This is a genomic window from Sphingomonas sp. CFBP 8760 (genome assembly GCF_014841615.1).
Lineage (GTDB): Bacteria > Pseudomonadota > Alphaproteobacteria > Sphingomonadales > Sphingomonadaceae > Sphingomonas.
In genome coordinates this window covers 76736-101193 of record NZ_JACYUG010000012.1, presented here as the reverse complement: position 1 = coordinate 101193, position 24458 = coordinate 76736, and the positions used below count along the sequence as shown (strand labels likewise).

Genomic DNA, 24458 nt, shown 5'->3' with positions numbered 1-24458 from the left:
GTCTCCTTCGGTACCAGAGCGTGGTGCGGACCAGATCGATCCATGCTCCGCCCCCTCGCGCCTAGCCGCCCAGGCGGGTGAGGCGGGCGTCGCTCAGATCGAGTTCGCGGCCGAGCTGTTCCGCCAGGGTAAGGCCGATCTCCCGTCGCTCGGCCATCGCGAACAGCGATTGCCGTTCCGCCCGTATCGCCGCGAGGCGCAGTTCCCGGTCGATGCCCCGATTCCTGTCCTCTTCGATCCGTCGTTCCTCGTCGGCGCCGAGGCTTTCGATCCGCTCGCGATACTGCGCCATCAGCCTTGCCGCGATATCGGTGTAACGATCGGCCTCGTCGCTGTTCGCCGCGAGGTCGTGCTGGACGCGTTCGATCTCCGCGATCGCCGCCTTGGCCGTCACGATCCGGGCATGGTCGCGCTCGCCCGCCGCGCCCTCATCGACCGGCAGTCGCAACCCCCGAAGCAGCAACGGCAATCCGATCGAGGCGATGACGAGCGATGCCAGTATCACTCCCGAGGCCAGCAGGATCACCAGATCGCGCGCCGGAAAGGGCGTGCCGTCGGACAGCGTCAGCGGCAGGGTGAGGGCGGCGGCCAGCGTGATCGCCCCGCGTGCCCCCGCCACCGACATCGCGCCGATGATGCGTCGCGGGGGACTGCCCGGATCGGCACCGCCCCTGCGCCGCGCCCGGAACAGCGTGAGTTGCAACGACAGCCAGACCCAGCCGAAGCGCAGGGCCGCCAGCACGGCGACGATCGCGATGACATAGACGGCCAGCCATCCGGCGCCCTCGTGCCCCGTGCCGGCGACCGCCGCCCGCGCGCCGATGAGCAGGCCGGGCAATTGCTCCCCCAGCAACACGAAGATGACGCCGTTCAGAGTGAACTGGAGCATGTCCCACACCGCCCGCTGACGGATGCGGGTGGAGGCGCCGACCGCGGCCCCGCTGCCGGCGAACGTCATGGCGATACCCGCTGCCGCCGCGGCCAGCACCCCCGATGCGTGGAGGTGCTCGGCGGCCAGATAGGCGCCGAACGGCAACAACAGGCTGACAAGGATGCTGGACCCCTGATCGTCGCCGAAATGCCGGGCGAACAGCGCCTTGCCGCTGATAGCGAGCCACGTCACCGCGCCACCGATCGCCACGCCCGCCAGGGCCATCCATACGAAGGTGCCCGCCGCGGTGGCCAGCGAGAAGGTGCCGCTCAATGCCGCCGCGATCGCGAAACGCAGGCAGACCAGTCCGGAGGCATCGTTCAGCAGCGACTCCCCCTCCAGGATATGCATCATGCGCTTGGGGATCGGCACCTTCTGCGCCACGGCGCCCACCGCGATCGGATCGGTCGGCGACACGACCGCCGCCAGGGCGAACGACACCGCCAGCGGCATCGTCGGGATCAGCCAGTGGACGAACAGGCCAAGACCCAGCACGGTCAGGAACACGAGTCCCAGCGCGAGGCCCAGCACCGCCTTGCCGTCGCGGAACAGTTCGTCCTTGGGGATGCGCCAGCCGTCGAGGAACAGCAGCGGCGGGACCAGCAGCAGGAAGAAGAGTTCGGGATCGAGTTCGACCCGGGTTCCCGCCGCGGTGCCGATCACCGCCCCCAGCGCGATCTGCACCAATGGTCGCGGCAGCGCGGACGGCAGGAGGCGGGACAGAATGCCGCTGACGACGACGGCGAGCAGCAGAAACAGGCAAAGGGTGACGACGTCCAAACGCGAATGCTCCCATGATCCTCCGATGGTACGGTGCAGAGGCCGTAGCGGTTCCCCATCGTCGCGACCGAACGGGGGAAGGCGTCGGCGGAATCCTGCCGGCGAGGCCCTGTAGAGGTCTGTCTTGCCGCGATTCGCCGTCAGCAAGCGCATAGGCGCGCATGGGGCGTCGGATCGCCACCCGCAGCATGGGCTCCGGGCCACGCAGGTACATCGGCCGGCCGGCCGGATCGGCACCGGGCGGGCAGGCGATTTCAACGGTCGGTCTTACCAACCATTAAGATATTGAAATTACTTCTCGAATGATGAGTTATTCAGTCTGCGATCATCGCGAGGAAGTTCGACTGGACGCGTTGTACCAGCTCTCGCTGCTCGACACCTCGCCCAGCGAGAGCTTCGATCGCATCACGCGGATGGCCAGCCAGATATTCGGCCTGCCGGTGGCGGCCGTCTCGTTGACCGACCGCGACCGCCAATGGTTCAAGTCACGGGTCGGGATCGATCACTGGAGCATTCCTCGCGACACGGCGCCCTGCGCGCAGGTGGCGGCGACGACGCAGCCGTTGGTGATCGAGGATTTTCAGGCGGACCCATATTATGCCGACAGCGTGCTGGGGCGGGCGGGGACCCGCTTCTATGCCGGGGCGCCTCTGGTCACCCGCGATGGGCATGGGCTGGGCGCGCTGTGCGTGCTGGGGATGGCACCGCGACGGGCGTCTCCGGCCGAACTGGCGGCGCTGGTCGATCTGGCGGCGATGGTCATGGCGCAGATCGAACTGCAACATGCCTTCGGACGGATCGATCCCGTCAGCGGCCTGCCGACGAGAAGCCAGTTCCACGATGATCTGATCGATCTCGCCCGGGATCGTCCGGGCGAGTCACGGCTGGCGGTCGTCGTCGATCTGGCGCGTGACGACCAGATCAGCCGTATCGCCCGGGCGATGGGCGGTGCGCGCGTCGACGAGATGATTCGCGAGGCATCACGGGCGTTGCGCAACGCGTTGGGATCGGCGCGTCCCGCCTATCATGTCGGGGCCGCACAGTTCGCGTTCCTGTCGCCCCCCGGCGTCGAGCATGCCGCGTACCAGGAGGAACTGCGCGCCGGTTTCGCGGCGATCCGGGCATCGTCGTCGGTCCGCTTCGTCACGAACGTCGCGATCGGATTACGCCCGTTCACCCTCGGCGACGTGTCGGCGGACGACGTGTTGCGCGGGGCCGCCAGCGCCGCCCAGGATGCGCGCAGCGTCGACGGCGCGATCGCGCTCTATTCCCCATCGAACGACATCGCGCATCGCCGCCAATACGCATTGTTGCGCGATTTCGGCGCGGCGCTGGACGCGGGCGATCAGCTTCGGCTGGAGTATCAGCCGCGGATCGAACTGGCGACGGGGCGCTGCATCGGCGCAGAGGCGCTGCTGCGCTGGCGTCACCCCCGTCTGGGCGAGATATCTCCGGGCGAATTCATTCCGATCATCGAACAGACCTCGCTGGCCCGGCCGACGACGCAGTGGGTGCTTGACGCCGCCATGACCCAACTGGCCGAATGGCCCGATTGCGATATCGCGGTGTCCGTCAACATCTCCGCAGCCAATTTCAGCGAGGACGATCTGATCGAGCGCATCCAGCTTGGCCTCCTGAAGCGGGGGCTGCGTTCCGACCGGCTGGAAATCGAACTGACGGAAAGCGCGATCATGGCCCAGCCAGACCGGGCGCTCGCCATGCTCCACGAACTGGCGGCGGCGGGCATCTGCCTCGCGATCGATGATTTCGGTACCGGGCACAGCAGCCTCGCCTATCTCCAGCGTCTGCCCGCGCGGGTCGTGAAGATCGATCAGGCCTTCATCCGCAACCTGACGGGTGCGACCGGACCGGACTTCGTGCTGGTCGAGACGATGATCGGGCTGGCACATAAACTGGGTTTCAGGGTCGTGGCGGAAGGCATCGAAACGGCGGAAGCCGCCGCCGTGCTGACCGGTTTCGGCTGTGAGGAAGCGCAGGGTTTCTGGTTTGCCCGGCCGATGCAGCCCGCGCCATTCATGCGATGGATCACGGATCGGCAACAGCAGGGCCGACCGTCGTCACGCGCTGCTTGAGGGCCGGAAGTTATCGACCGGAAGGACGGTGGCAGTCGTTGCCAAGGCGGGCGCACGGCATCGTCGGTGTCGGCGATCCATATCGGACGCCGGGAAGACGTGTCATTTTCCGGCCGCTTTACCGGCATTCTCGTCGGTCGGAACGCCCGTGATCCCTTCCAGCTGTTTCAGGAGATCGTCGAATGTCGCATCGTCGGTCACCGGGAACAGGCGATCGAAACCCTGACCCAGAAGTTTCAGATCACTCTGGGTCAGGAAGCCCACTGCTACGATACGGTCCGACGGCACGGCTGTTCTCCTACAGTCGCTTTCAACCGATGGGACAGCAGAACGTGCCATGTCAGATGATGGATCGGGCGATCGGCAACGGGCAGGGATAACGGGCGGAGACAACGGGTAGCGGCGCAGCGGGTCGCGTTCCCATGACTTTCGCCATCGGCCTTCGACAGGCTGCGGCCATCAGGCGCCGGTCCGCCGATTGATGTGGCTGCGCCGCGCATCGTAATCGGCTTCGGCGCGCTGGATCAGTTCCAGCCTCGTCGCTTCCAGCAGGTCCTCGGTCACGCGCATCAGATGACTGCGCATCGCATGGCGGGCCGCCTTGCTGTCGCGGGCGGCCAGTGCATCGACGATGGCACGGTGTTCCCCGACCCGTGGGGCGACGCCGTTGCGCCGTGCCTGGGCGAACATGTGGACGCACATCGGCGAACTCTCCCGGATGTCCCAGAGTGATTCGATCATCGACCTGACGAGGCTGTTGCCGGAGGCGGCCGCGACGAGCAGATGGAAGTCGCGGTCGACATCGACCTTGTCGCGCTGGTCCGCCTCGATGGTCATCGCGTCCAGCAGTTCGCGAAGTTTGCCGATCGTCGCCTCGTCGATCGCCACCGCTGCCAGCGCCGCCGCCTCCCCCTCGACCATGGTTCGCGCCTCGATCAGTTCGAAGGCGCCGACATCCAGTTCGTTCAGTCGCCCATCGCTGGCCTTGTCGCCGATCACATAAACGCCGGATTTGTTGCGCGCCTCGACCATGCCGCGCATTTCCAGTGCGATCATCGCCTCGCGGATCGTCGGCCGGCTCACCGCGAACTCCACGGCCAGATCACGTTCCGCCGGCAGGCGGGTGCCCACCGCATATCGCCCCGCCGCGATCGCCGCCGCCAGTGCTTCGGCGACGCGCTGGTACAATTTCTGGGTGCCGTGGATCATGGGGCCTTTTCGGGCAGAGGAGATATGGAGGCAAGACAAGCTGTTAGAACAGCGATCCGGTATCACCGGCTTGCCATGTCTGACCAACATGTGCACTCTGCTCAGGCCAGATGAGAAATCGGGAGGGAACGGAAGTTGCCGAACCTTCCTGGAAATCGTCGGATGGGGATGGAGCGGGCAGGATGTTGAAGACCCAGATCGGGCGGTGCCCGAAGCCGCTTGCCGCCGTGTCGCGCATGATGCGTCGGCGCTCCCTTATGGCGGTTGCCGCCATCGCGCTGGGCACGCCTGCGGTATCCGCCCATGATGCCTCCCGCGTCGTCGCCTCGGGCCGCAGCACCTTCAACCTCAATCCCGACTGGCGGATGACGACAGGCGATCCGGCAGGCGCGGCGCAGGCCGGTTTCGACGATCGCGGCTGGCAGACGGTGACATTGCCCAACGCGTTCAACGAGCGCGAGGCGTTCGCGCGCGATATCAAGGACCTGTCGACCGGCATCATCTGGTATCGCAAGCGGATCACGCTACCGCGCGGTGCCGCGACGGGCAAGGCGTTCCTGGAGTTCGAGGGGGTGCGGCAGGCCGCCGAGGTTTGGGTCAACGGCCGCTCGGTCATCCTGTCGGAAAGCGGCGCGATGGCGTTCGGCGCAGATATCTCGGCGGCGCTGCGGCCCGGCGAGAACCTGATCGCGGTACGCGTCGACAATGACTGGCGCTACAAGGAGCGGGCCGGCGGCAGCGGCTTTCAGTGGAACGACCGCAACTTCAACGTCAATTACGGCGGCATCACCAGAAACGTCCGGCTCCACCTGACGCCGCGCACCTACCAGACACTGCCGCTGTACGCCGATCTGGGCACCACCGGCCAGTATATCTGGGCGGACGGGTTCGACATCGCCGGTCGCGCCGCCACCGTCCATGCCGAAACGCAGGTCCGCAATGAGGAGGTGCGCCCGCGCACGCTGGCCTACCGGGCCGAGGTGCGCGACCGCGACGGTCGGTTGGTCGGGCGGCTGGACGGCGGCACCGTGACGCTGGCGCCGGGCGAGACGCGGGTGCTGGCGGCGGCGGGACGGCTGTCGGACCTGCATTTCTGGAGTTGGGGCTATGGCTATCTCTACCGGGTGACGACCAGCCTGATCGAGGGCGGCAAGGCGATCGACGCGGTCGACACGCTGACCGGCTTCCGCAGCACGCGGTTCGGCGACGGCATGATCCAGTTGAACGGGCGGGTGATGCAGGTCCATGGCTACGCCCAGCGCACGTCGAACGAATGGCCGGCGGTCGGCGTGTCGATCCCGCCCTGGATCAGCGATTTCTCCAATGCGATGCTGGTGGAAAGCGGCGGCAACATGGTCCGCTGGATGCACATCACCCCGTCCAAGCAGGATATCGAATCCGCCGACCGGGTCGGGATGCCGCAGGCGATGCCCGCGGGCGATGCCGAGCACGACGTGGAGGGGCGCCGTTGGGAACAGCGCAAGGAGCAGATGCGGAGCGCGATCGTCTACAACCACAACAACCCCTCGATCCTGTTCTATGAAAGCGGCAACGAAAGCATCAGCGAGCCGCACATGATCGAGATGAAGGCGATCCGCGACCGCTACGATCCGCATGGCGGCCGTGCGATCGGATCGCGGGAGATGCTCGACAGCAGGATCGCCGAATATGGCGGCGAGATGCTCTATATCAACAAGAGTGCGAAGCACCCGATGTGGGCGATGGAATATAGCCGCGACGAGGGCGCCCGGCTGTATCAGGACGAATTCACGCCGCCCTTCCACAAGAACGCGCCCGATTATAATCGCAATCAGGACAGCCACGCGATCGAGGATGTGCGGCGCTGGTGGGATTATTACCGTATCCGCCCCGGCACCGGCCGACGGGTGAGTTCGGGCGGCGTCAACATCATCTGGTCGGACAGCAACACCCATTATCGCGGCGACAATAATTATCGTCGCTCTGGCGAGGTCGACGCGGTGCGGCTGCCCAAGGAGGGATTCTTCGCACACCAGGTCATGTGGAACGGCTGGGTCGATCCGGAGACGCCCGCCACCCACATCATCGGCCACTGGACCTATCCCGCGGGCACCACGAAGGACGTCAGCGTCGTCTCCAATGGCGAGACGATCGACCTGTTCCTCAACGGTCGCTCGTTGGGGCCGGGGAAGCGGTCGACCGGGTTCCTGTTCACCTGGCCGGGCGTGGCCTGGCAGGCGGGCACGTTGCGCGCGGTGGCGACGGGGGGCGATGGCCGCCGGTCCGGGCATGCCGTGGAGACCGCCGGGCCGCCGGTCGCGTTGCGGCTGGTGCCGCGTACCGGCCCGCGCGGCTTCGTGATGGACGGCGCCGACATCGCGCTGGTCGATGTCGAGGTGGTCGATGCCCGGGGACGGCGCGTGCCCACCGCCAACGACAAGGTCGCCTTCGCGCTGACCGGCCCTGCCGAATGGCGCGGCGGGATCGCGCAGGGCGACAGTTCCGGCAAGCCCCGCGCCGCCGTCGCGGTGCAGGCCGAAGCCATTCCGGGCACGACGCCGACCGCCGGCACCGCACGTGGCGAGGACAACTACATCCTGTCGAAGACGCTGCCGGTGGAAGCGGGCATCAACCGTATCCTGCTGCGTGCCGGCACGCAGCGCGGTCCGGTCCGGCTTACCGCCACGGCGGCGGGTCTGAAGGGCGCGACGCTCGTCATCCCCACCGTCGCGGCGGGTAAGGTTCACGGCGGGCTGTCGCGCAGCTTTGCCGAGGAGGCGCAGCCCGGCCTGCTGACCCGCGGCCCGACCCCGGCGGGGCCGTCCTACCGGATCACCCGCGCTACCATGGTGCCGACGGGCATCGTCGCGGGGTCCAATCCGGCCGAGGCGGCGAAGACCATCGACGACAACGAACTGTCGCGCTGGGCGAGCGACGGCAAGCCCGATACCGCCTGGATCGAATACCGTTTCGACCGGCCCGTGACGCTGAACGAGATCGAACTGAAACTGATCGGCTGGCGATCGCGTGCCTATCCCCTGCGCCTGACGCTCGATGGCAGGGAAGTGTGGAAGGGGGAGACCGAGCGGCAACTCGGCTATGCCACGATCGCCTTTCCGGCGGCGACCGGCAGCGTCCTGCGGATCGCCCAGACGGGGCCGACTGCGGATCGCGACGCGTTCGGCCGGATCGTCGAACTCGGCACCGCTAGGCAATCGGGCGATACCGGTGCCGATGCGGTTCCCGTCGGCTGGCGGCTGGCGATCGTCGAGGCGGACTTTCACGGACCGGTCGCCACCCCGGACAAATAACCGGATGTGCGGACATCACGACCGGTGCCGCGTCGTACTACCATCATGGATGATTTGGCACTAAAAGGTTGATACGGATCAAACTAGTCTGTCCAGTGGGCCGTGCCGCCCCACCGGATCAAGGAGCGATCATGCCTACGGCCCATTGCGTATCGACCCGGACGGGGATCATCCGCGGCGTCGACGCCGCCTTTTGCGACATGGTGCGGCGGCCGGGCAGCGATCTGGTGGGCCAGTCGTACCGGGCGATCACCGTCGCCGGGGATATCGCCAAAAGCCAGCAGATGCTGGAGGGGCTGGTCGACCGGGCCGTCCCGACGAAATTGCGCAAGCGTTACCACCGGCCGGACGGCAGCGTGATCGAGGCGGACCTGCTCGTGTCGCGCCTCGACGATGCCGGGCATCTGGTGTCGACCCTGTTCTGGCAGGAACCGTCACTGCTCGCCGTGTCGCCCCTGCACATGTGGAAGGCGGCGGTCCAGATGCGGCATCTGTATTCGTGCCGGATGGTGGAACTGGGCGAGGATCTGTTCGGCGATTATGTCGGGGCGATCCTGATCCAGATCTATCTGTCCGAGGCGGAGGGGCGCTCGCTGACCATCGCCGACATTGCCGAGGCACTGGCAATGAGCCCGGGGATGGTGTTGCGCTGGCTGAAGGCGTTGCGGCAGCATGGGCTGGCGCAGTCCGATGCGGCGCGCCCCGATGCCGTGCAACTGACGCATCACGGGCTGGTGAAGGTGGAGCGGCTGCTGACCGCGACCCTGACACCGATTACCGGCTAGTACGCGTCGCCTTCAGCATCTGGATGACATGATCGGTCATGGCGGCTTCCACGGTCAGATCTGCCTGATCGAGGATGGCCAGCACGGATTGCAGATGATCCAGTGCAATATCAATCGCTGGCGTGTCGGCCACCTTGGTCATCGATCTGATCCGATCCTGAAATTGCGGGCGTGGTGCGTATACGCGATGTGACGCCGTTATCTGTCCCACGCCAAGTGAAAAATAGGTAAGCATCCGGATGGATACCGCGCGGCACCGGCCGGCATCATCGCGCTCGACATGATCGACGGATCGATCGATGGCGATATCGGCGGCGACGCGGGCATCGGGCACGAGCTGCCGCCGGGGGGTAGATAGTCGTTGACGAGGTCAACCACCGTTTCGATCTGCCCCCGATCGGTCCGCCAGCCGGCGTCGGTCGATGCCGGTTGCGTGGCGTGCCTTGACCGGCTTTACTGCCCGGTCAGCGACTTGGGGGATAGGGCGATGCGGCGGATCAGGGCGATGGCGGGCGTGGCGATCATCGCAGTGCTGGGCGGCGCGACGCCGGTGGCGGCACAGGATCGGGCCGATCAAAAGGCATTCTTCGAACTCTACAAGCAACTGGTCGAAACGAACACGACGCTGTCGGCGGGCAGTTGCACACAGGCGGCGGCGCAGATCGGCGCACGGCTGAAGGCGGCGGGGTTCGCCGATGCCGATCTCGTGTCTTTCTCGGTGCCCGAGCATCCCAAGGAGGGCGGGATCGTCGCGACGCTGCCGGGCAGCGATCCGGCAAGGAAGCCGATGCTGCTGCTGGCGCATCTCGACGTGGTCGAGGCGAACCGGGCCGACTGGGAGCGCGATCCGTTCACCCTGATCGAGGAGAACGGTTATTATTATGGCCGGGGTACGATCGACGACAAGGCGCAGGCGGCGATCTGGTCGGATACGCTGATCCGGCTGCGCACCGCCGGCCCGCGCCCGAAGCGGACGATCAAGCTGGCGCTGACCTGTGGCGAGGAGACGACCTTCGCGTGGAACGGCGCGCAGTGGCTGGCGCAGAACAGGCCGGGCCTGATTGCTGCCGAATTCGCGCTGAACGAGGGTGGCGGCGGCCGGCTGGGTGCGGATGGCCGGCGCGAGGCGCTGGCGTTGCAGGTGGGGGAGAAGGCGGCGCAGAACTACACCTTCACGGCGACCAATCCCGGCGGGCACAGTTCGCAACCGGTACCGGTCAATGCGATCTACCAGCTGGCCGATGCGGTGAAGGCGGTGCAGGGGTATGAATTCCCGGTCCATTTCACCGATACGACCCGCGCCTATTTCACCGCCACCGCCAGGACGGGCGCGCCGCCGATGGCGAACGCGATCACCCGTCTGCTCGCCGATCCGACCGACCAGGCGGCGGATGCGATCGTCAGCGCGGACAAGGCGTTCCATTCGACGCTGCGCACCACCTGCGTCACGACATTGCTGAAGGCGGGCCATGCCGAAAACGCATTGCCGCAGCGCGCCACCGCCAACGTCAACTGCCGCATCTTTCCCGGCGAGACGGTGGACGGTACGCTGGCGACGCTCCGACGACTGGCGGGGCCGGCCGTGACGGTAACCGCCAACCAGCCGGTCCGCCCGATCGCCGTGCCGCCGCCGTTGAATCCCGCGATCGTCGAGCCGGCGCGCAAGCTGGCGGCGAAGCACTTCCCCGGCGTGCCGATGGCGCCGTTCATGTCGACCGGTGCGACCGACGGCGTGTTCCTGGGGGCGATCGGCATTCCCGTCTATGGGGTGCCGGGCATGTTCGTCGATCGCGATGGCAGCGGGACGCACGGCCTGAACGAGCGGGTGCGCGTGCGCTCGCTCTATGACGCGCGCGACTATCTGTTCGATCTGGTCAGGGCTTACGCGGGGTAGCGGACACGCCCGCGGGGCGGGCGGTGGCGGCGCTCAATTGCGCCAGTTCGCTGCCGCACCGCTGCGCCTCCGACCCGACATTCACCTTCTGCGCGGTCGCCAGCTTGGCGGCGGCATCCAGTGTCGCGGGCAAGTTCACACCCGGATTGCGGCCACGCAGCTTGCCCAGATAATAGATCGTGCCGTTCTTCACGGCTTCCGCCCGCTCCGGCGTCAGCTTGCCCTGCGCGTTGATGAAGCCAAGCACCACGACGCAGCGTGCATCCGCCGCTTCGGGCGACAGGCGGGCCGGCGCGGCGGCGGGGGCCTGGGTTGCGGCGGCGGAGAGCAGAAGCGACAGGATCATCGGCAATTCCTTGTGACGGATCGCCTGCATAGACCCCGTGGTGCCGTCATGCACCCGGCGAATGGGCCACCATCGCTGCCCGCCCTTGCGCGGGCGGCACGAGCCGGGCATGGCCGGGTCATGGTTCCCCTTTCGTTCGGCGGACATGATTTTCAGGCGCTGTCCGAGGGCGCATTGTTCTGGCCGGCGCATCGCGCGCTGCTGGTCGCCGACCTGCATCTGGAAAAGGCCAGCTGGCTGGCGGGCGGCGGCCAGTTCCTGCCACCCTATGATTCGATCGCCACGCTGGAGGCACTGGCGGCGTTGGCGACGCGCACGGGCGCGCGGGCGATCTGGTGCCTGGGTGACAGTTTCCACGACGTGGGCGGCGGGGAGCGTCTGCCCGCCGCCGCGCAGGCGATATTGCGATCGATGACCGATGCGGTGGCGTGGACCTGGATCACCGGCAACCACGATCCCGCGATCGCCGGACCCTGTGGCGGCACGGTCGCGACCGAGGTGACGATCGACGGACTCGTCCTGCGGCACGAGGCCGATCCCGCCGATCGCCGGCCCGAACTGTCGGGTCATTTCCATCCCAAGCTGCGCATCCGCGTGCGCGGTCGTCAGATCGCACGACGGTGCTTCGTCGCCAGCGCGACCAAGCTGATCCTGCCCGCCTTCGGATCGCTGACCGGCGGGCTCGATGCCGGCCATCCCGCGATCGTCCGCGCGGTCGGCACCGCCGCGCAGGCGCTGGTACCGGTGGCGAACCGGCTGTTGCGCTTTCCGCTGGCGGCCTGACCCGATCGGTCAGTTCGGGGCGTAATAGCGTTCCTCGGCCATCGCGCCGATCCGCGTCGCCATCGCCTCGACACCGCCGAACTGGAAACCCAGTTGCGAGGCATAGGCGGCACAGGCCGCGATCCGCCGGGTGTGGAGGTCGGGGGTCAGCGGCTGGATCAGCGCCGGGGTGGCGGCGACAGGGGTTTGTCGATCTGCATAGGGCCAGTCCTCCCACAGCAGCATGTCGCGGTCGGCGCAGGCCCGCGTCATCGCGTCCCGCACGGCATGGTGATCGACATGATCCCCCAGGCATAGCGGCCCCAGCACGAGGTCGGGTCGTTCCGCCCGCACCAGCGCGCCCAGGGCCGTCGTCAGCGGATCGACGATATGATCGTCCTCCAACCGTGGCTCGAACAGCATCGCCGCCGTGTCATAGCCGCGATGCGGTGCCTCCAGAAAAGGCAGGTGGATGACGCGCGCACCGAGTTCGCGGCAGGCGGCGATATCCTCCGCACGGCGAAGCGCCATATAGTCGATGCCGGCCGCCAAACCCTTGTCCAGCTGGCAGGCAAGCGCGAAACCTGCCGGTCGTGCGACGTTGCCGGTGAAGCAGGTCGCCACCGTCACGTCCCATCCCCGATCGGCCCGTGCCGCCAGCAGGCCGCCCGCCGAAAAGGCGGCATCGTCGAGATGCGGCGAGATGGCGAGGAGCTTCACAGCAGGTGCGGCTCCAGGCGGAAACGACAAGGGGCAAGGGGCAGGACGGTGTCGAACGCCGGCTGCGGCCGGCCGTGCAGATCGGCGTAGATGACCATGATCTGCCGTCCGACTGCGTCCCAGCTATAGACGCGGCGACACTCCGCCAGGGCGGTGGTCGCCAGCCGGCGACGCAGATCGGGTTCGGCGATCAGCCGCGACAGCGCCGCGGCTTGCGCGGGCACGTCGCCCGGTTCGGTGAGCAGCCCGTTATCGCCATCGCGCAGGCAATCGACCACGCCGACCGCGTGGCACGACAGCACCGCCAACCCGCTCGCCATCGCTTCGAGGATCGTGTTCGAGAAACCCTCGGCATAGGTCGGCGAAACGAATACATCATGAGCGCGATACAGCGCTGGAACCGCGTCGTAATCGGCATAGCCGGTAAAGGCGACGCGATCGTCCAGCCCCAGTGTTGCCGCCAATGCCCGTGCCGGCTCCACATCGGGACCGATGCCGGAGATGGTCGCCCGCCAGTCGCCCGTCACCCTCGGCAGGGCATGAAGGAAGTCGAGCACGCCTTTCCGTCGGTCGACACGGCCATGATAGAACAGGCGGACGGGGCCGTCGCGTGCGTCCCCCTGGTCGATGGCCGGCGTAAAGTGGCCGGTATCGACCGCGCCGGGCACGATCGTGAACCGGTCGCGCGCGGTGCCAAGCCGGTCGTGGACCTCGCCCGCGAAACTGGCGCCGCCGATCAGGAGCGCGCCGGCATGGTCCAGCACCCGCACCATCGCCAGCCGATGCGTCTCGCAACAGGAACCGACCCAATGGCCATCGCCGCCCTGGATCGACACCACGCAGGGCAGCCCCAGTCGCGCTGCCGCGATCATCGCCGCCCAGCCGGTGGGATAGCCATATTGCGCATGGAGGACATCGAACGCGCGCACGGCGTGTTCTCGGACGATGGTGGCGACGATCGCATCGATATCGCGCTCGAAATCGCCGCCGTCCTGCTCGCCCACGGCTTCGAGACCAATCACCTGCACGCCCGGCACCGGCGGCGGCGGCCCGCCGCCATAGACGAGGGCGCGGACGGGATCGCCGTAATATTGGCTGACCATCGTCACGTCATGGCCACCCGCGACGAGCTGGCGCAGCAAGTTGATCGCATAGATCGACATGCCCGAAATCGCCGGGAAGAACCGCCGCGATACGAAGCAGACGTGCATCAGGCCATCGCCCCGCGCAGCCACCCGATCGCCTCCGGGATCGCCAGATGCGCGCGCGGACTTTCGCGCGACAGTTCGACGCAGACCAGCCGGTCGAACCCGATCGCCGTCAGCGCGCCGAGCACCGCGGGCATGTCCATGTCGCCCTGCCCGAAAGGAAGGTGGGTGTGGTCCCCCCGGCGCATATCCTCGATCGCGACGGTGCCGAGCCGGTCGGCATAGGCATGGATCGCGGCGTCCGGCGCGATATCCTGCGTGACGAGGCAATGGCCGGTGTCCAGCGCCAGCCGCAGATCGGGATGCCGGACGGCGAGCAGGTCGTAATCGGCGACCGTCTCGATCGCCATGCCCGGTTCGGGTTCGAGGCTGACGGGCATGGCCATGCGCGTGGCATGGTCGATCACCTGTGCCAGCCCGGCGTCCAGCCAGTCGAGCGCATCGGCGCGGGTGACACCAGGCTTGGGCACGCCGGCCCAGAACGACACCGTCTCCGCCTGCACGATCGCGGCGATCTCGACCGCGCGGGCGAGGAAGGCGACGCGGCGGGCGCGGCCGGCGGGATCGGCGGTGACCAAAGTCGGTTCGTGCTTGTCGCGGGGATCGAGCAGGTAGCGCGCGCCCGTCTCGATCACCGCGCCCAGCCCCAGCGTGCGCAGGCGGGCGGCGACGCGTTCCGCCTCGCGCGCCCAGCCATCGGCGAAGGGATCGAGATGGTGGTGATCCAGCGTCAGCGCGACACCGTGATACCCCGCCTCCGCGATCAGGGTCAGCGCGTCGTCCAGCCGGTGATTGGCCGCGCCGTTGGTGTTGTAGGCGAAACGTAGCGTCATGCCGTCGCCTCCGCCCAAGCGACGTGATGCGCCTCCGGCTCGCGGTACAGGGGATAGAGCGGGCCGACGATCGCATCGGCGGCGGCGGTATCGAAGAAGGGCTGACCGCCAAGACGCCCGATCGCCTCGTCGGTCAGGCGGACCGGACGACGCGTCGCGCTTGCCTCCCCGCCGAAACCGATCAGCGGGCTGTCCATCGCCACCAGCTTGGCGACGTTGCGTTCGCCGATCCGGTAATAGCTCATCGTCTCCACCTCCATGCCCGGTACGATCACCTTGACCACCGCGACCGCGCCATCGGCGGGGGACATGTCGACATAGAGGATGTCGAACCCGGCCGCCTCCACCGCCGCCCGTGCCAGTTGTCCGCGCGTCCGGGCATCGGGTACCGTCGCTGCCGGCAGCGTGGCGGCATCGATGCGCGTGCGTTCGGCCAGCATCGTGTCCGCCAGCCAGCCGCGCAGCGTCGCGGCATCGGTGCGGGTCCAGCGCTGCATCTCGGTAAAGGCACGGCCGTCGCTGGATTTGGCGGCACCGCCGGCCTGCTCCATGAAGCGGGCGATGTAGCCGGGCGGCGCGATCGCCTCCGCCAGCGCCATCGGGCCGTGCGCGAACGCCTTGCGCGCGCGGCTGGCGGCATATTCCGCGATCGCCTTCGCCAGCGCCTGCGTCCGGTCGGGATGCGCCGCTTCGCCGCACCCGGTCGCCATGATCGGCACCGCCGGTTCGGCACCCTCGTCGATGCCGACGCAATAGACGTTGGCCAGCCCGAATTCGTCGGTCGCGAATTTGGGGACGACGCGCACCCCCGCCGCCGCGAACCGGTCGACCAGCCCGGCGATCGCCGCCGGTGGCTCGTCGGGCAGATCGATCGCGACGCCCCGGTCCAGCGCGCGGAACAGCAGCCCGTTGCCGTCGCGTTGCAGGATTTCGCACAAGCCGTGCCCGATCGCCCAGTCGAGGTCCGGTCCCGCGCCCATCCCGTTGGAGATGATCGTCGTGAACGGCACATAACCCGGCGTCAGCTCGCGCGAGGAATAGGCGGCGAGGTCGATCGGCACCAGCACCGCCGATCCGTCCGCCCAGCGCCGCGCCTCCACCCAGTCGAGTTTGGTGTCCCGGCCGACCGGCGATCCGGCAGGCAGGCACAGCGTCAGCGGATCGGCGATGCCGCTGGCACCGACCTTGTCGCGCAGGTCCGTATAGCTGCCCCGCGTCTTCGCCCGCGACGACAGGGTCAGCGTCGGCCACACCATCTCGGCGATCTCGCCCAGCGCGCCGAGGATCGCGGACTCCGCATCCGCGCCGTAGCCGACGCCGTAGGGCATGATGCCGTCCAGCGCGGGCGTGTCGGGGAACAGCGCTACTATCCAGACGGGAATCCCGATCCGGTCGATCGGATCGATCGGAAAGGCGACGATATCGCCGGCCGGAAACGCATCGAGATAGGTGCGGCAGGCGGGGCCGAGGCCACCCGGCAGGCCGGTGATCCGGGATGTGGTCATAACGATATCCTCTTCACGCCGGGCGCGCGGGTCAGCGCCTCGTCCAGCACCGCGACCGCGATGTCGCGACCGACCTCGGGTGCATATTCGAATGGGGTCAGCACGGCGTCGAACGCCAGCGGCGCGATCACGTCGCGGTACTGGCGGATTTCGCCATGGGTCAGGGGGATGTCCTTGTGGAACGCCTTGTGGCTGGAAATGGCGTGGCTGACGCCGGCCGCATCCTGATCGATCTTGAACATGTCGCCGCAGAACAGCCGGCGGCCGGGCGCGTCGTGCAGCGCGGCCTGCCCCGCATAATGGCCGCCGACGTGATGGAGCGTATAGCCGGGCGCCAGTTCCAGCACGTCGTCATACGGGGTGGTGACGCGGAACGCCTTGGTCATCGCCAGATCGTCCTTGTGGATCGCCAGCATCTCCGGCGCACAATCCCGCTGCAACTGGAACAGCGCGCCGTACCCGTGCGCGTGGCTGGCGGCGAGGAAGCGGATGCCGCCCAGCGCCGCGATCTGCGCCAGCATCGCGGGCGAGTAATAGGGCGCCGCCTCGAACGCGATGTTGCCGCCGTCGCGCACGATCAGCCAGCCGGTGCCGCCCAGCCCCAGATGCGGCGTAGTGGTGAACGCCCAGAGATCGTCCGCGACCTGCCGCCAACCGCCTTCATGCGTCGCGGCCACCTCCGCCTCGGGCAGGAAATGCCAGCCATCCTCCGGCAGGTCGTTGCGGGTATCGGTGCAGACCGGGCAGTCGGCGGGCGCGAAATGGCGTTGCCAGAATCCGCAATGCGCGCAGGCATACCAACTCAAAGGCATGACAATGCCCGGCTGTAGGCGGCGTCGAACAGGCGCATCAGCGACAGATCCCGGTCAATGGAGAAATCATGCGGTTCGCCCCGCGTCGCGGCGGCGAAGGCGGCGGCCTGCGCCGCGAAGGGGGACAGCGCGGCGTCGAAGGGCAGGGCGCTTTCCGCCCCCGTCCGGCCGCAGCGCAGTGTCACGGTGCCGCCGGCGGTCTGGCCCATCGTGTCGGTGGCGGCCAGCAGGCCGTGTTCGCCCAGCACCTCCAGCCGGCGGCGTGGCAGCACCTCGGCGCAGTTATAGGCGACATGGCTCTGGAACAGGATGCCGCTGTCGGTCCGGCCCGACAGGATGCCGCCATCGTCGACCGGATAATCATGGATGCGGCGTTGCAAGGCGATGTGCAGCCGCGCCAACGGCTCACCCAGCAGCAGTTCCGCCAGATCGAGCCCATGCAGCGCGAGGTCGATCACCGCGCCGCCCCCCGCCGCCGCCGGATCGGCGCGCCAGTTGCAGGCTGCCCCCGCCTCGCCACCGTCCGGCGACCATGCCGGATCGACCCAGCAGGCATAGACGATGCGGACCGCGACCGGCCGTCCGATCGCGCCATCGCGGATCGCCCCGGCCATCGCGCGGTGCGCGGGATGATGACGCTGATCGAACGCGGTGCCGTACAGGCGGTCGCCCACCGCCGCGCCGATCGCCTCGGCATCGGCGAGGGTGGCGGCGATCGGTTTCTCGCACAGCACCGGCACGCCCGCCGCCAGTGCCGCGCGGACCGGATCGGCATGGCGATGATTGGGGGTCGCGACGTAGAGGCAATCGATCCCGCCACCGGCCAACATCGTCGCGATATCGTCATGTGCCAGCAACCCGGCGGATTCGGCGCTCGCCTGCGCCAGCGGCGAGGGGTCGGCGATCGCGACCAGCGTACCGCCCGCCGCCTCTATACCCGGCGCCATATAGTCGCGCGCGACCCAGCCGAAGCCGGCGATGCCCCACCGCGCGCTCACCACCGCACCGGCAGGTCGATGAAACGACGGGTGCGGACGGGATCGCCCGCCATCGTCGTCCAGGTGCAGGTGTCGCCATATTCGTCGCGGTATCGATCCGATGGCCAGTGCGGGACGCCGTCGATCAGCAGCGGATTGGGCCGCAATCTGGCGTCCGCCGGTGGCATCGCCAGCCCGCCGGTCAGCGGTCGTAATGGCCCGGTCGCGCCCTCGACCACCGACCACGCCTCGATCCCCGCATCGTCCGACCATCCGGTCGATACCGGTGCATCGCCCGCCAACAAGGCGCGGCGGAGTTCGCGCTCGTCATAGACCACGCCATCGGGGAACAGCGCCGCCCAATCCGCCGCCGGCCGCGCCGGCCCCTTCGCCCCGCCGGTGACGGTGGCATTATGGAGATGGCCGACCGACAGCACGCCGCCGGGCGCGACCGCTTCGCGCAACCGCGCCGCGACGCGGGGTTGGTCGGGCAGAAAGTAGAAGGCGTCGTGGCACTGGACCAGATCGAAGCGCCTTCCGGTAATCGGCCAGCCGGCGGCGGCATCGAACACGACATAATCGGCCAGCGGCGCGACCCAGTGTTTCGCCAGCCAGCATTTGGCAAACACCACATCCGCCCCCAGACAGGCGACGCCGCATGTCGTTAGGTCGCGCAGATAATGGCCGATGCCACATGCGAGTTCGAACGCGGTAGCGGGCGACTGCCAATGCGCCTCGACCAGCGCCAGCCCCGCCAGATAGGTCGGATCGGACCAGCGATGCGCGAAATAATCCGCCACCGGCCCCATCCGCAGCAGCGCCATCGCGTCACGCAGCGACAATGTGTCGCGCTCGCGCACCAGCCGCTTCAACTCGCGCAGATCGGTCGCCGGGCCGGTCCACCAGGCGTCCTGATCGGTCAGCAGCGCGACCAGCGCATCGTCTGGGCATCCGGCATCGAGATGGTCGAGCGCCACCGCTACCAGCCCTTCGCTGTCGGTGCGCATATAGGGAATGCCGTCGACCACCGGCCACCGCTCGCCCGGCGCCGCCAGCGAGTGCGGAGTGTCGGGCGTCAGCACCCGGCCGGTGACGGGCGAGCGCCAGATCGCAACCGGCGGCGTCACAGCAGCCCGACCTCCGCCAGCACCCGGTCATGGAACGTCTTCACCGGGCCGGCATGGACCAGTTCGTAGGTGTGCAGCACCGTATCCATCGTTGCGGAGGCGGCGCGCAGATGCTGTTCGATCTCCAGCACGCGGTCGATCACGTCGGCGGCATGGAAGGCCCGCGCCGCCGGCGTGGCATCGCCACCGATCGGGGCAAGCGCGGCGCGCACCGGGGCGGCGACGGCGGGATCGAGCATCGCCATCGCCCGCTCACGCGCCTGCACGATGACGCGGTCGAGCAGGTCGCCGAGCAATACCTCGCCGGTGAAGCCCGCATCGGGCATCGCGGCATTGTGGAAATGATGCGCCATGCCTGCCAGGAACACCTCCGTGGCGTCGGCGCCGTAGCCGGGCGCGGCCAGCACGCCGTACACCGCGACCATCAGGCAATGTTCGGCATGATTTTCCGGCGGCTGGAGCAACAGGCGTGGCCGGCCGGGACAGGTGACCCCCGCACGCGGCTGGCCCGCCTGCTGCACCGCGAAATGCGGCACCGGCCCGGCGGGCGGCGCGCCGTCCGCCAGCGCCTCGCGGAGTTCGAGCGCGAGCGCCGGTTCCAGCCGTACTGTCACCTCGTCGAACCCGCGTTCCAGCACCGCGAGCGCCTCCGCATCCGACAGGCCGAGATCGGCCAGCGTCGCGCGATCCAGGTCACCCAGCCTTGCGGCGGCCAGCGCGGCGGCGACGATGCGCCGCATTACCGACACGGGCGGGTCGCCTGCCGTCAGCGCCGCCCAGCCGCGCATGAACAGCCGCTCGGCGATCGACCCGTCCCGCTCCGCCGAGCGGATACGCTTCAGGTCGCCGAGTTCGCGCAGCAGCGGCAGCGCCGAGGCGTCGAGTCTCACGCCTGTCCGCTCACTGCGTGTCGAGCCAGCGATCGAGGATCAGTTGCTGTTCGCCGAACGCGTGGATCGCCTCGTTGCCGCCGGCGGTTTGCGGCATCTTGAAGAAGATACCCATCTGCTCCTGCACGCCGCCATCGCCGCGCCGCTGCGCCAGCGCGAGGCAACGGGCGATCTCGATCGCGAGCGGCGCGGCCAGCACCGAATCCTTGCACAGGAAGTTCAGCTTCAACTGCATCTTCTGACCAAGGAAGCCGGTCAGGTCGATATTGTCCCACGCTTCCTTGTTGTCGCCGCGTGGCTTGTAATAATGGATCATGATGATGTGATCCTCGACCGGATAGCCGAGAATCTGGTCGAGCACCGATTTCTTGGTGTCGACCTTGGAGGCGAGGCTCTTGGGATCGTCGAGGGCGAGCCCGTCGGAATTGCCGAGGATGTTGGTCGAGAACCAGCCATCGACATGCAGCGCCCGGTCGCGCAGCGCCGGGGCGATCACCGTCTTCATCAGCGTCTGCCCGGTCTTGCCGTCCTTGCCCGCCACCGGAACGCCGCGCCGTCCGGCGAGTTCGGCGAGTGGTGCGACATCCGCCGCGACCGAGGGGGTGAAATTGGCATAGGGCGTATCGCTGGCGATCGCCGCATAGGCATAGAGCATCGCCGGGCTGATCGCTGCATCGTCCTCGTCCAGCCCGCGTTCGAATCCGTCGACGCTGGCGAGCGCCGGGGCGTCCAGATCGGCCTTGCGCTCGGTCGAGGCGAGGTTGACCATCACCACCCGGTCGAGATTCTGGTCTGCCTTGAACGTCGCGAGATCCTGCTGGATGCGCTCGACCGCGGCACGGTGGCCGGGGGCGGCGATCTTGTTCGCGCCATCGATGTTCGCGCAGAAGTCGGTCGAGCCGACCGCCGGCCATGGCCGCATCGCCGACAGGCTGGACGCGCCGCTGGCGAGTTCCTTTTCACCGATCACGCCATGACGCATCGCAGCGGTGGCGAGATCGTCGTGGCTGAGGTCCCAGCCGCCGAAATACAGATCGCGATACGCCGCCATGCCGTCGACGTCGCGCGCCGCCAGCGGCAACCCCGACAGATCGTTCGATCCCGCCCGTATCATCGCGATCCCCGCCGCAGCGGTGGTGGCCACCGCCCCGTTCAGCCCGATCACTGCGATTCCGACCCGTTCGCCCATAGGTTCGTCCTTCAAGTTTGGACGGGCTGGCTAGCCAACCGGGACGCAATGTCCAACTATGTGGTTAATAGAACGCGGTAAAACTCGACGATGGGATACATAGGTTGCCCGGCGGAGTCTTCGTGCCGCGACCACGGTCGAAAAACGCGCCGGCTATATGCGCGCTATATGCCCTTTCCCGGAATCGATCTCGAATTGCTACGCGACATGCGCCTAATCCCCCGTCCCTAAGGCCGCATCCGCACCCAGCGGCGGCCGGTTCCGTCGGGGGCAAGAATGAAGCTTACACCATCGTTGATCGTCGCGTTTGTCGGGATGCCCGCCGCCGCGCTGGCGCAGTCGACATCCGGAGACAAGGTCGCGACCGGGACCACGCCACCACCCGCGATCACCGTCAGCGGATCGACATCGATCGCGTCCGACTACCGCTTTCGCGGCGTATCGCAATCCGATCGGAACATGGCCGTGCAGGGCGGCATCACCATCACCCACGACAGCGGCCCGTACGTCGGCGCCTGGGCTTCCAACCTTGCCGGCTGGGGTACCTTCGGCGGCGCCAATATGGAGCTCGACCTGATCGGCGGCTACAAGGCGGCGCTGGCCGACAACGCGACGCTGGACGTCGGGCTGACCTGGTACATGTATCCGGGCGGCGCGGACAAGACCGACTTCGCCGAGCCCTATGCCAAGCTTACCGGTACCGCAGGCCCGGCGACTCTGACCGCCGGTGTCGCCTATGCGCCGAAACAGCAGGCGATCGGAAAGTGGTACGACACGGGTGCCGCCGCGGCGGCCGGGGTGTACGACCATCCGGGCGACAGGGGCGACAACCTGTATCTGTGGGGTAACGGTGCCGTGGCGGTCGCGGGCACGCCGTTCACCGGCAAGGCGCATATCGGCCACAGTCGCGGGCAGGACGGGCTTGGGCCGAACGCCACCGCGATCGCGCCGACCGGCGAATATTGGGACTGGTCGCTCGGCATCGACGCGGTCTGGCAGAAGCTGACGGTCGGCCTTTCGTACATCGACACCGACATTGCGCGACGTGAGGCGACCTATCTGCGGCCCGGCTTCAGCAAGGGGCAGGACGGCACCGGCACCATCGCGGGCAGCACCGTCGTCGCGTCGCTGACCGCGGCGTTTTGAGGAGCACCGGCAATGGAAGACCTGCTCTGGATCGCCATCATCGCCGGATTGGTGGCAGCGACGCTCGCCTATGCCCGCCTGTGCGACAATGCTTAGTGCCGGGCTCGAACCCCGGCTTCAACCCGGGCCTGAGGTGACGCGATGACCCTCGATCTATGGCTGGCGGCACTGACCGCGCTCGGCCTTCTGTTCTATCTGGTGGCGGTGCTGATCCGCCCCGAACGCTTCTGAAGGGAGCGGACGCATGACCATCCAGGGCTGGTTCCTGATCCTCGGCTTCGTCGCCATGCTGCTCGCGCTCGCCAAGCCGGTCGGCGCGTGGCTGTTCGCGCTGTACGAAGGCCGCCGCACGCCGCTCCATCTGGTTCTGGGCCCTGTCGAGGCGGGTTTCTACCAGCTGGCCCGCATCGACCCCGGTCAGGAGCAGGGATGGCGACGTTACGCGGTCCATATGATCGTCTTCAATGTCGTCCTGATGGGGTTCACCTATGCGGTGCTGCGGTTGCAGGGCGTGCTGCCGGGCAATCCGCAGGGGCTGGCAGGGCTGTCGCCGCCGCTGGCGTTCAATACCGCGGTCAGTTTCGCGACCAATACCAACTGGCAGAGCTATGGCGGCGAGACGACGATGTCGAACCTCAGCCAGATGCTGGGGCTGACGATCCACAACTTCCTGTCGGCGGCGACGGGCATCTCGCTCGCCTTCGCCCTGTTCCGCGGATTCGCGCGGCGCGAAGCGGCGGCGATCGGCAATTTCTGGGCGGACGTGACGCGGGTCACGCTGTACCTGCTGCTGCCGATCAGCATCGTCTATGCGACGTTCCTGATCGCCAGCGGCGTGCCGCAGACGCTGGCGGGGGTGGTCGACGTCACCACGCTGGAGGGTGCGAAACAGTCGCTGCTGCTGGGGCCGGTCGCCAGCCAGGAGGCGATCAAGATGCTCGGCACCAATGGCGGCGGCTTCTTCAATGCCAACAGCGCACATCCGTTCGAGAATCCGACCGCGCTGACCAACCTCATCCAGATGCTGTCGATCTTCCTGATCGGCTTCGGCCTGACCTGGACGTTCGGCCGTGCGGTAGGCGACACGCGGCAGGGCTGGGCGATCCTGTCGGCGATGGTGATCCTGTTTCTCGCCGGGGCCACCGTCACCTATGCGCAGGAGGCGGCGGGCAATCCGGTGCTGCACCAGCTGGGTATTGCGGGCGGCAACATGGAGGGCAAGGAGGCCCGGTTCGGCATCGCCGCCTCGGCCTTGTTCGCGGTGGTGACCACGGCCGCGTCATGCGGCGCGGTCAACGCGATGCACGACAGCTTCACCGCGCTGGGCGGGATGATCCCGCTGTTCAACATCCAACTGGGCGAGGTGGTGATCGGGGGCGTCGGCGCCGGCATCTACGGGTTCCTACTGTTCGCGATCCTGGCGGTGTTCGTCGCCGGGCTGATGGTGGGGCGGACCCCCGAATATGTCGGCAAGAAGATCGAGGCGCGTGAGGTGAAGCTGGCGGTGCTGGCGATCGCGGTGCTGCCGCTGACGATCCTGGGACTGACCGCCTTGTCGTCCGTGCTGGCGCAGGGGCTGGCCGGGCCGCTCAACAAGGGACCGCACGGATTCACCGAGATCCTGTACGCCTTCACCAGCGCGGTCGGTAACAACGGCTCCGCCTTCGCCGGCCTTACCGCTAACACGCCCTGGTACAACGGGTTGCTCGGCGTGGCGATGTGGATCGGGCGGTTCTTCATCATCGTGCCGATGCTCGCCATCGCCGGCAGCCTCGCCGCCAGGAAGCACACGCCGGAAAGCGCCGGATCGTTCCCGACCACCGGTGGCCTGTGGATCGGCCTGCTCGTCGGGATCGTGCTGATCCTGGGCGGCCTCACCTTCCTGCCGAGCCTCGCGCTCGGTCCCATCGCCGATCATCTCGCGATGATCCACGGCACCTTGTCCTGAAAGGCGGGCCCGA

General features: G+C 67.8%; 23 protein-coding genes. 8 read left to right on the top strand and 15 right to left on the bottom strand.

Annotation, left to right across the window (positions count from 1 at the left end):
• Window positions 1-61 precede the first annotated feature (61 nt).
• Window positions 62-1711 carry a Na+/H+ antiporter gene (locus IFT82_RS14695; RefSeq protein WP_192128109.1) on the bottom strand — a complete coding sequence of 550 codons (1650 nt, stop codon included), beginning with the start codon at window positions 1709-1711 and terminating at the stop codon, window positions 62-64.
• A gap of 302 nt (window positions 1712-2013) precedes the next feature.
• Here IFT82_RS14695 and IFT82_RS14690 point away from each other — a divergent pair, with 302 nt between their 5' ends.
• Window positions 2014-3804 carry a putative bifunctional diguanylate cyclase/phosphodiesterase gene (locus tag IFT82_RS14690; protein ID WP_244646779.1) on the top strand — a complete coding sequence of 597 codons (1791 nt, stop codon included), beginning with the start codon at window positions 2014-2016 and terminating at the stop codon, window positions 3802-3804.
• Between the two features lie 102 nt (window positions 3805-3906).
• On the opposite strand, the gene IFT82_RS14685 is transcribed toward IFT82_RS14690, so the two are convergent.
• The 3 genes from IFT82_RS14685 to IFT82_RS20570 all read right to left on the bottom strand — a co-directional run bounded on the left by IFT82_RS14685 (window position 3907) and on the right by IFT82_RS20570 (window position 5251).
• On the bottom strand, window positions 3907-4092 hold the full coding sequence (locus IFT82_RS14685; RefSeq protein ID WP_244646789.1) for a hypothetical protein: 186 nt from the start codon (window positions 4090-4092) through the stop codon (window positions 3907-3909).
• A gap of 171 nt (window positions 4093-4263) precedes the next feature.
• On the bottom strand, window positions 4264-5013 hold the full coding sequence (locus tag IFT82_RS14680) for a FadR/GntR family transcriptional regulator (protein ID WP_192128105.1): 750 nt from the start codon (window positions 5011-5013) through the stop codon (window positions 4264-4266).
• 43 nt (window positions 5014-5056) lie between these two features.
• Entirely contained in the window at window positions 5057-5251 is a 195-nt protein-coding gene (locus tag IFT82_RS20570) for a hypothetical protein (RefSeq protein ID WP_207105793.1), read from the bottom strand.
• A gap of 19 nt (window positions 5252-5270) precedes the next feature.
• On the opposite strand from IFT82_RS20570, the gene IFT82_RS14675 reads away from it, so the two are divergent.
• Entirely contained in the window at window positions 5271-8303 is a 3033-nt protein-coding gene (locus IFT82_RS14675; protein ID WP_244646778.1) for a sugar-binding domain-containing protein, read from the top strand.
• A gap of 131 nt (window positions 8304-8434) precedes the next feature.
• Entirely contained in the window at window positions 8435-9088 is a 654-nt protein-coding gene (locus IFT82_RS14670) for a PAS domain-containing protein (protein ID WP_192128103.1), read from the top strand.
• Here the strand turns inward: IFT82_RS14670 and IFT82_RS14665 are convergent.
• Complete coding sequence (locus IFT82_RS14665; RefSeq protein ID WP_192128094.1) at window positions 9078-9422, bottom strand: hypothetical protein; 345 nt, start codon at window positions 9420-9422, stop codon at window positions 9078-9080. The genes IFT82_RS14670 and IFT82_RS14665 overlap by 11 nt on opposite strands.
• Before the next feature lie 153 nt (window positions 9423-9575).
• On the opposite strand from IFT82_RS14665, the gene IFT82_RS14660 reads away from it, so the two are divergent.
• A complete protein-coding gene (locus IFT82_RS14660) occupies window positions 9576-10982 on the top strand; it encodes a M20/M25/M40 family metallo-hydrolase (RefSeq protein WP_192128092.1) in 1407 nt (468 codons plus the stop codon).
• Here IFT82_RS14660 and IFT82_RS14655 read toward each other — a convergent pair.
• Complete coding sequence (locus tag IFT82_RS14655) at window positions 10963-11328, bottom strand: hypothetical protein (RefSeq protein ID WP_192128090.1); 366 nt, start codon at window positions 11326-11328, stop codon at window positions 10963-10965. The genes IFT82_RS14660 and IFT82_RS14655 overlap by 20 nt on opposite strands.
• A gap of 120 nt (window positions 11329-11448) precedes the next feature.
• Between IFT82_RS14655 and pdeM the strand changes: the two genes are divergently transcribed.
• Entirely contained in the window at window positions 11449-12111 is a 663-nt protein-coding gene (gene pdeM, locus IFT82_RS14650; RefSeq protein ID WP_192128088.1) for a ligase-associated DNA damage response endonuclease PdeM, read from the top strand.
• 9 nt (window positions 12112-12120) lie between these two features.
• On the opposite strand, the gene IFT82_RS14645 is transcribed toward pdeM, so the two are convergent.
• The 9 genes from IFT82_RS14645 to IFT82_RS14605 are packed head-to-tail and all read right to left on the bottom strand — an operon-like array spanning window position 12121 to window position 21351.
• Window positions 12121-12810, bottom strand: a complete 690-nt coding sequence (locus tag IFT82_RS14645; protein ID WP_192128086.1) for a PIG-L family deacetylase — start codon at window positions 12808-12810, stop codon at window positions 12121-12123.
• Complete coding sequence (locus IFT82_RS14640; RefSeq protein ID WP_342355121.1) at window positions 12807-14045, bottom strand: glycosyltransferase family 4 protein; 1239 nt, start codon at window positions 14043-14045, stop codon at window positions 12807-12809. Before IFT82_RS14640 ends, IFT82_RS14645 begins: the two co-directional genes overlap by 4 nt.
• Window positions 14021-14851 carry a sugar phosphate isomerase/epimerase family protein gene (locus IFT82_RS14635; protein WP_192128084.1) on the bottom strand — a complete coding sequence of 277 codons (831 nt, stop codon included), beginning with the start codon at window positions 14849-14851 and terminating at the stop codon, window positions 14021-14023. The genes IFT82_RS14640 and IFT82_RS14635 overlap by 25 nt, the downstream gene beginning before the upstream one ends.
• Window positions 14848-16356: a YcaO-like family protein gene (locus IFT82_RS14630; protein ID WP_192128082.1), complete on the bottom strand. Its 1509-nt coding sequence runs from the start codon at window positions 16354-16356 to the stop codon at window positions 14848-14850. Before IFT82_RS14630 ends, IFT82_RS14635 begins: the two co-directional genes overlap by 4 nt.
• The gene (locus IFT82_RS14625) at window positions 16353-17168 is read right to left on the bottom strand and encodes a hypothetical protein (protein WP_192128080.1); all 816 of its coding nucleotides are present in this window, start codon (window positions 17166-17168) and stop codon (window positions 16353-16355) included. The genes IFT82_RS14630 and IFT82_RS14625 overlap by 4 nt, the downstream gene beginning before the upstream one ends.
• Window positions 17159-18166, bottom strand: coding sequence for a Gfo/Idh/MocA family protein (locus IFT82_RS14620; RefSeq protein WP_342355120.1), 1008 nt, complete (start codon window positions 18164-18166; stop codon window positions 17159-17161). Before IFT82_RS14620 ends, IFT82_RS14625 begins: the two co-directional genes overlap by 10 nt.
• Window positions 18163-19272: a methyltransferase domain-containing protein gene (locus IFT82_RS20980; RefSeq protein WP_342355119.1), complete on the bottom strand. Its 1110-nt coding sequence runs from the start codon at window positions 19270-19272 to the stop codon at window positions 18163-18165. The genes IFT82_RS14620 and IFT82_RS20980 overlap by 4 nt, the downstream gene beginning before the upstream one ends.
• The gene (locus IFT82_RS14610) at window positions 19269-20162 is read right to left on the bottom strand and encodes a hypothetical protein (protein ID WP_192128076.1); all 894 of its coding nucleotides are present in this window, start codon (window positions 20160-20162) and stop codon (window positions 19269-19271) included. The genes IFT82_RS20980 and IFT82_RS14610 overlap by 4 nt, the downstream gene beginning before the upstream one ends.
• Window positions 20163-20172: 10 nt before the next feature.
• Window positions 20173-21351 carry an inositol-3-phosphate synthase gene (locus IFT82_RS14605; RefSeq protein WP_192128074.1) on the bottom strand — a complete coding sequence of 393 codons (1179 nt, stop codon included), beginning with the start codon at window positions 21349-21351 and terminating at the stop codon, window positions 20173-20175.
• A gap of 276 nt (window positions 21352-21627) precedes the next feature.
• On the opposite strand from IFT82_RS14605, the gene IFT82_RS14600 reads away from it, so the two are divergent.
• The 3 genes from IFT82_RS14600 (at window position 21628) to kdpA (ending at window position 24445) form a co-directional block, all read left to right on the top strand.
• Window positions 21628-22497, top strand: a complete 870-nt coding sequence (locus IFT82_RS14600) for a TorF family putative porin (RefSeq protein ID WP_192128072.1) — start codon at window positions 21628-21630, stop codon at window positions 22495-22497.
• 141 nt (window positions 22498-22638) lie between these two features.
• The gene (gene kdpF, locus IFT82_RS14595) at window positions 22639-22728 is read left to right on the top strand and encodes a K(+)-transporting ATPase subunit F (protein ID WP_157175503.1); all 90 of its coding nucleotides are present in this window, start codon (window positions 22639-22641) and stop codon (window positions 22726-22728) included.
• Window positions 22729-22741: 13 nt separating this feature from the next.
• Window positions 22742-24445: a potassium-transporting ATPase subunit KdpA gene (gene kdpA / locus IFT82_RS14590; protein ID WP_192128070.1), complete on the top strand. Its 1704-nt coding sequence runs from the start codon at window positions 22742-22744 to the stop codon at window positions 24443-24445.
• The last annotated feature ends 13 nt before the right edge of the window (window positions 24446-24458 follow it).

What these genes read in the sequence shown, in the direction of transcription:
- IFT82_RS14690 (WP_244646779.1), top strand. Translation starts at nt 2,014, where the DNA reads ATGATGAGTTATTCAGTCTGCGATCATCGCGAGGAAGTTCGACTGGAC.
- IFT82_RS14680 (WP_192128105.1), bottom strand. Translation starts at nt 5,013, where the DNA reads ATGATCCACGGCACCCAGAAATTGTACCAGCGCGTCGCCGAAGCACTG.
- IFT82_RS20570 (WP_207105793.1), bottom strand. Translation starts at nt 5,251, where the DNA reads ATGCGCGACACGGCGGCAAGCGGCTTCGGGCACCGCCCGATCTGGGTC.
- IFT82_RS14675 (WP_244646778.1), top strand. Translation starts at nt 5,271, where the DNA reads ATGGCGGTTGCCGCCATCGCGCTGGGCACGCCTGCGGTATCCGCCCAT.
- IFT82_RS14670 (WP_192128103.1), top strand. Translation starts at nt 8,435, where the DNA reads ATGCCTACGGCCCATTGCGTATCGACCCGGACGGGGATCATCCGCGGC.
- IFT82_RS14660 (WP_192128092.1), top strand. Translation starts at nt 9,576, where the DNA reads ATGCGGCGGATCAGGGCGATGGCGGGCGTGGCGATCATCGCAGTGCTG.
- IFT82_RS14655 (WP_192128090.1), bottom strand. Translation starts at nt 11,328, where the DNA reads ATGATCCTGTCGCTTCTGCTCTCCGCCGCCGCAACCCAGGCCCCCGCC.
- pdeM (WP_192128088.1), top strand. Translation starts at nt 11,449, where the DNA reads ATGGTTCCCCTTTCGTTCGGCGGACATGATTTTCAGGCGCTGTCCGAG.
- IFT82_RS14635 (WP_192128084.1), bottom strand. Translation starts at nt 14,851, where the DNA reads ATGACGCTACGTTTCGCCTACAACACCAACGGCGCGGCCAATCACCGG.
- IFT82_RS14630 (WP_192128082.1), bottom strand. Translation starts at nt 16,356, where the DNA reads ATGACCACATCCCGGATCACCGGCCTGCCGGGTGGCCTCGGCCCCGCC.
- IFT82_RS14625 (WP_192128080.1), bottom strand. Translation starts at nt 17,168, where the DNA reads ATGCCTTTGAGTTGGTATGCCTGCGCGCATTGCGGATTCTGGCAACGC.
- IFT82_RS14605 (WP_192128074.1), bottom strand. Translation starts at nt 21,351, where the DNA reads ATGGGCGAACGGGTCGGAATCGCAGTGATCGGGCTGAACGGGGCGGTG.
- IFT82_RS14600 (WP_192128072.1), top strand. Translation starts at nt 21,628, where the DNA reads ATGAAGCTTACACCATCGTTGATCGTCGCGTTTGTCGGGATGCCCGCC.
- kdpF (WP_157175503.1), top strand. Translation starts at nt 22,639, where the DNA reads ATGACCCTCGATCTATGGCTGGCGGCACTGACCGCGCTCGGCCTTCTG.
- kdpA (WP_192128070.1), top strand. Translation starts at nt 22,742, where the DNA reads ATGACCATCCAGGGCTGGTTCCTGATCCTCGGCTTCGTCGCCATGCTG.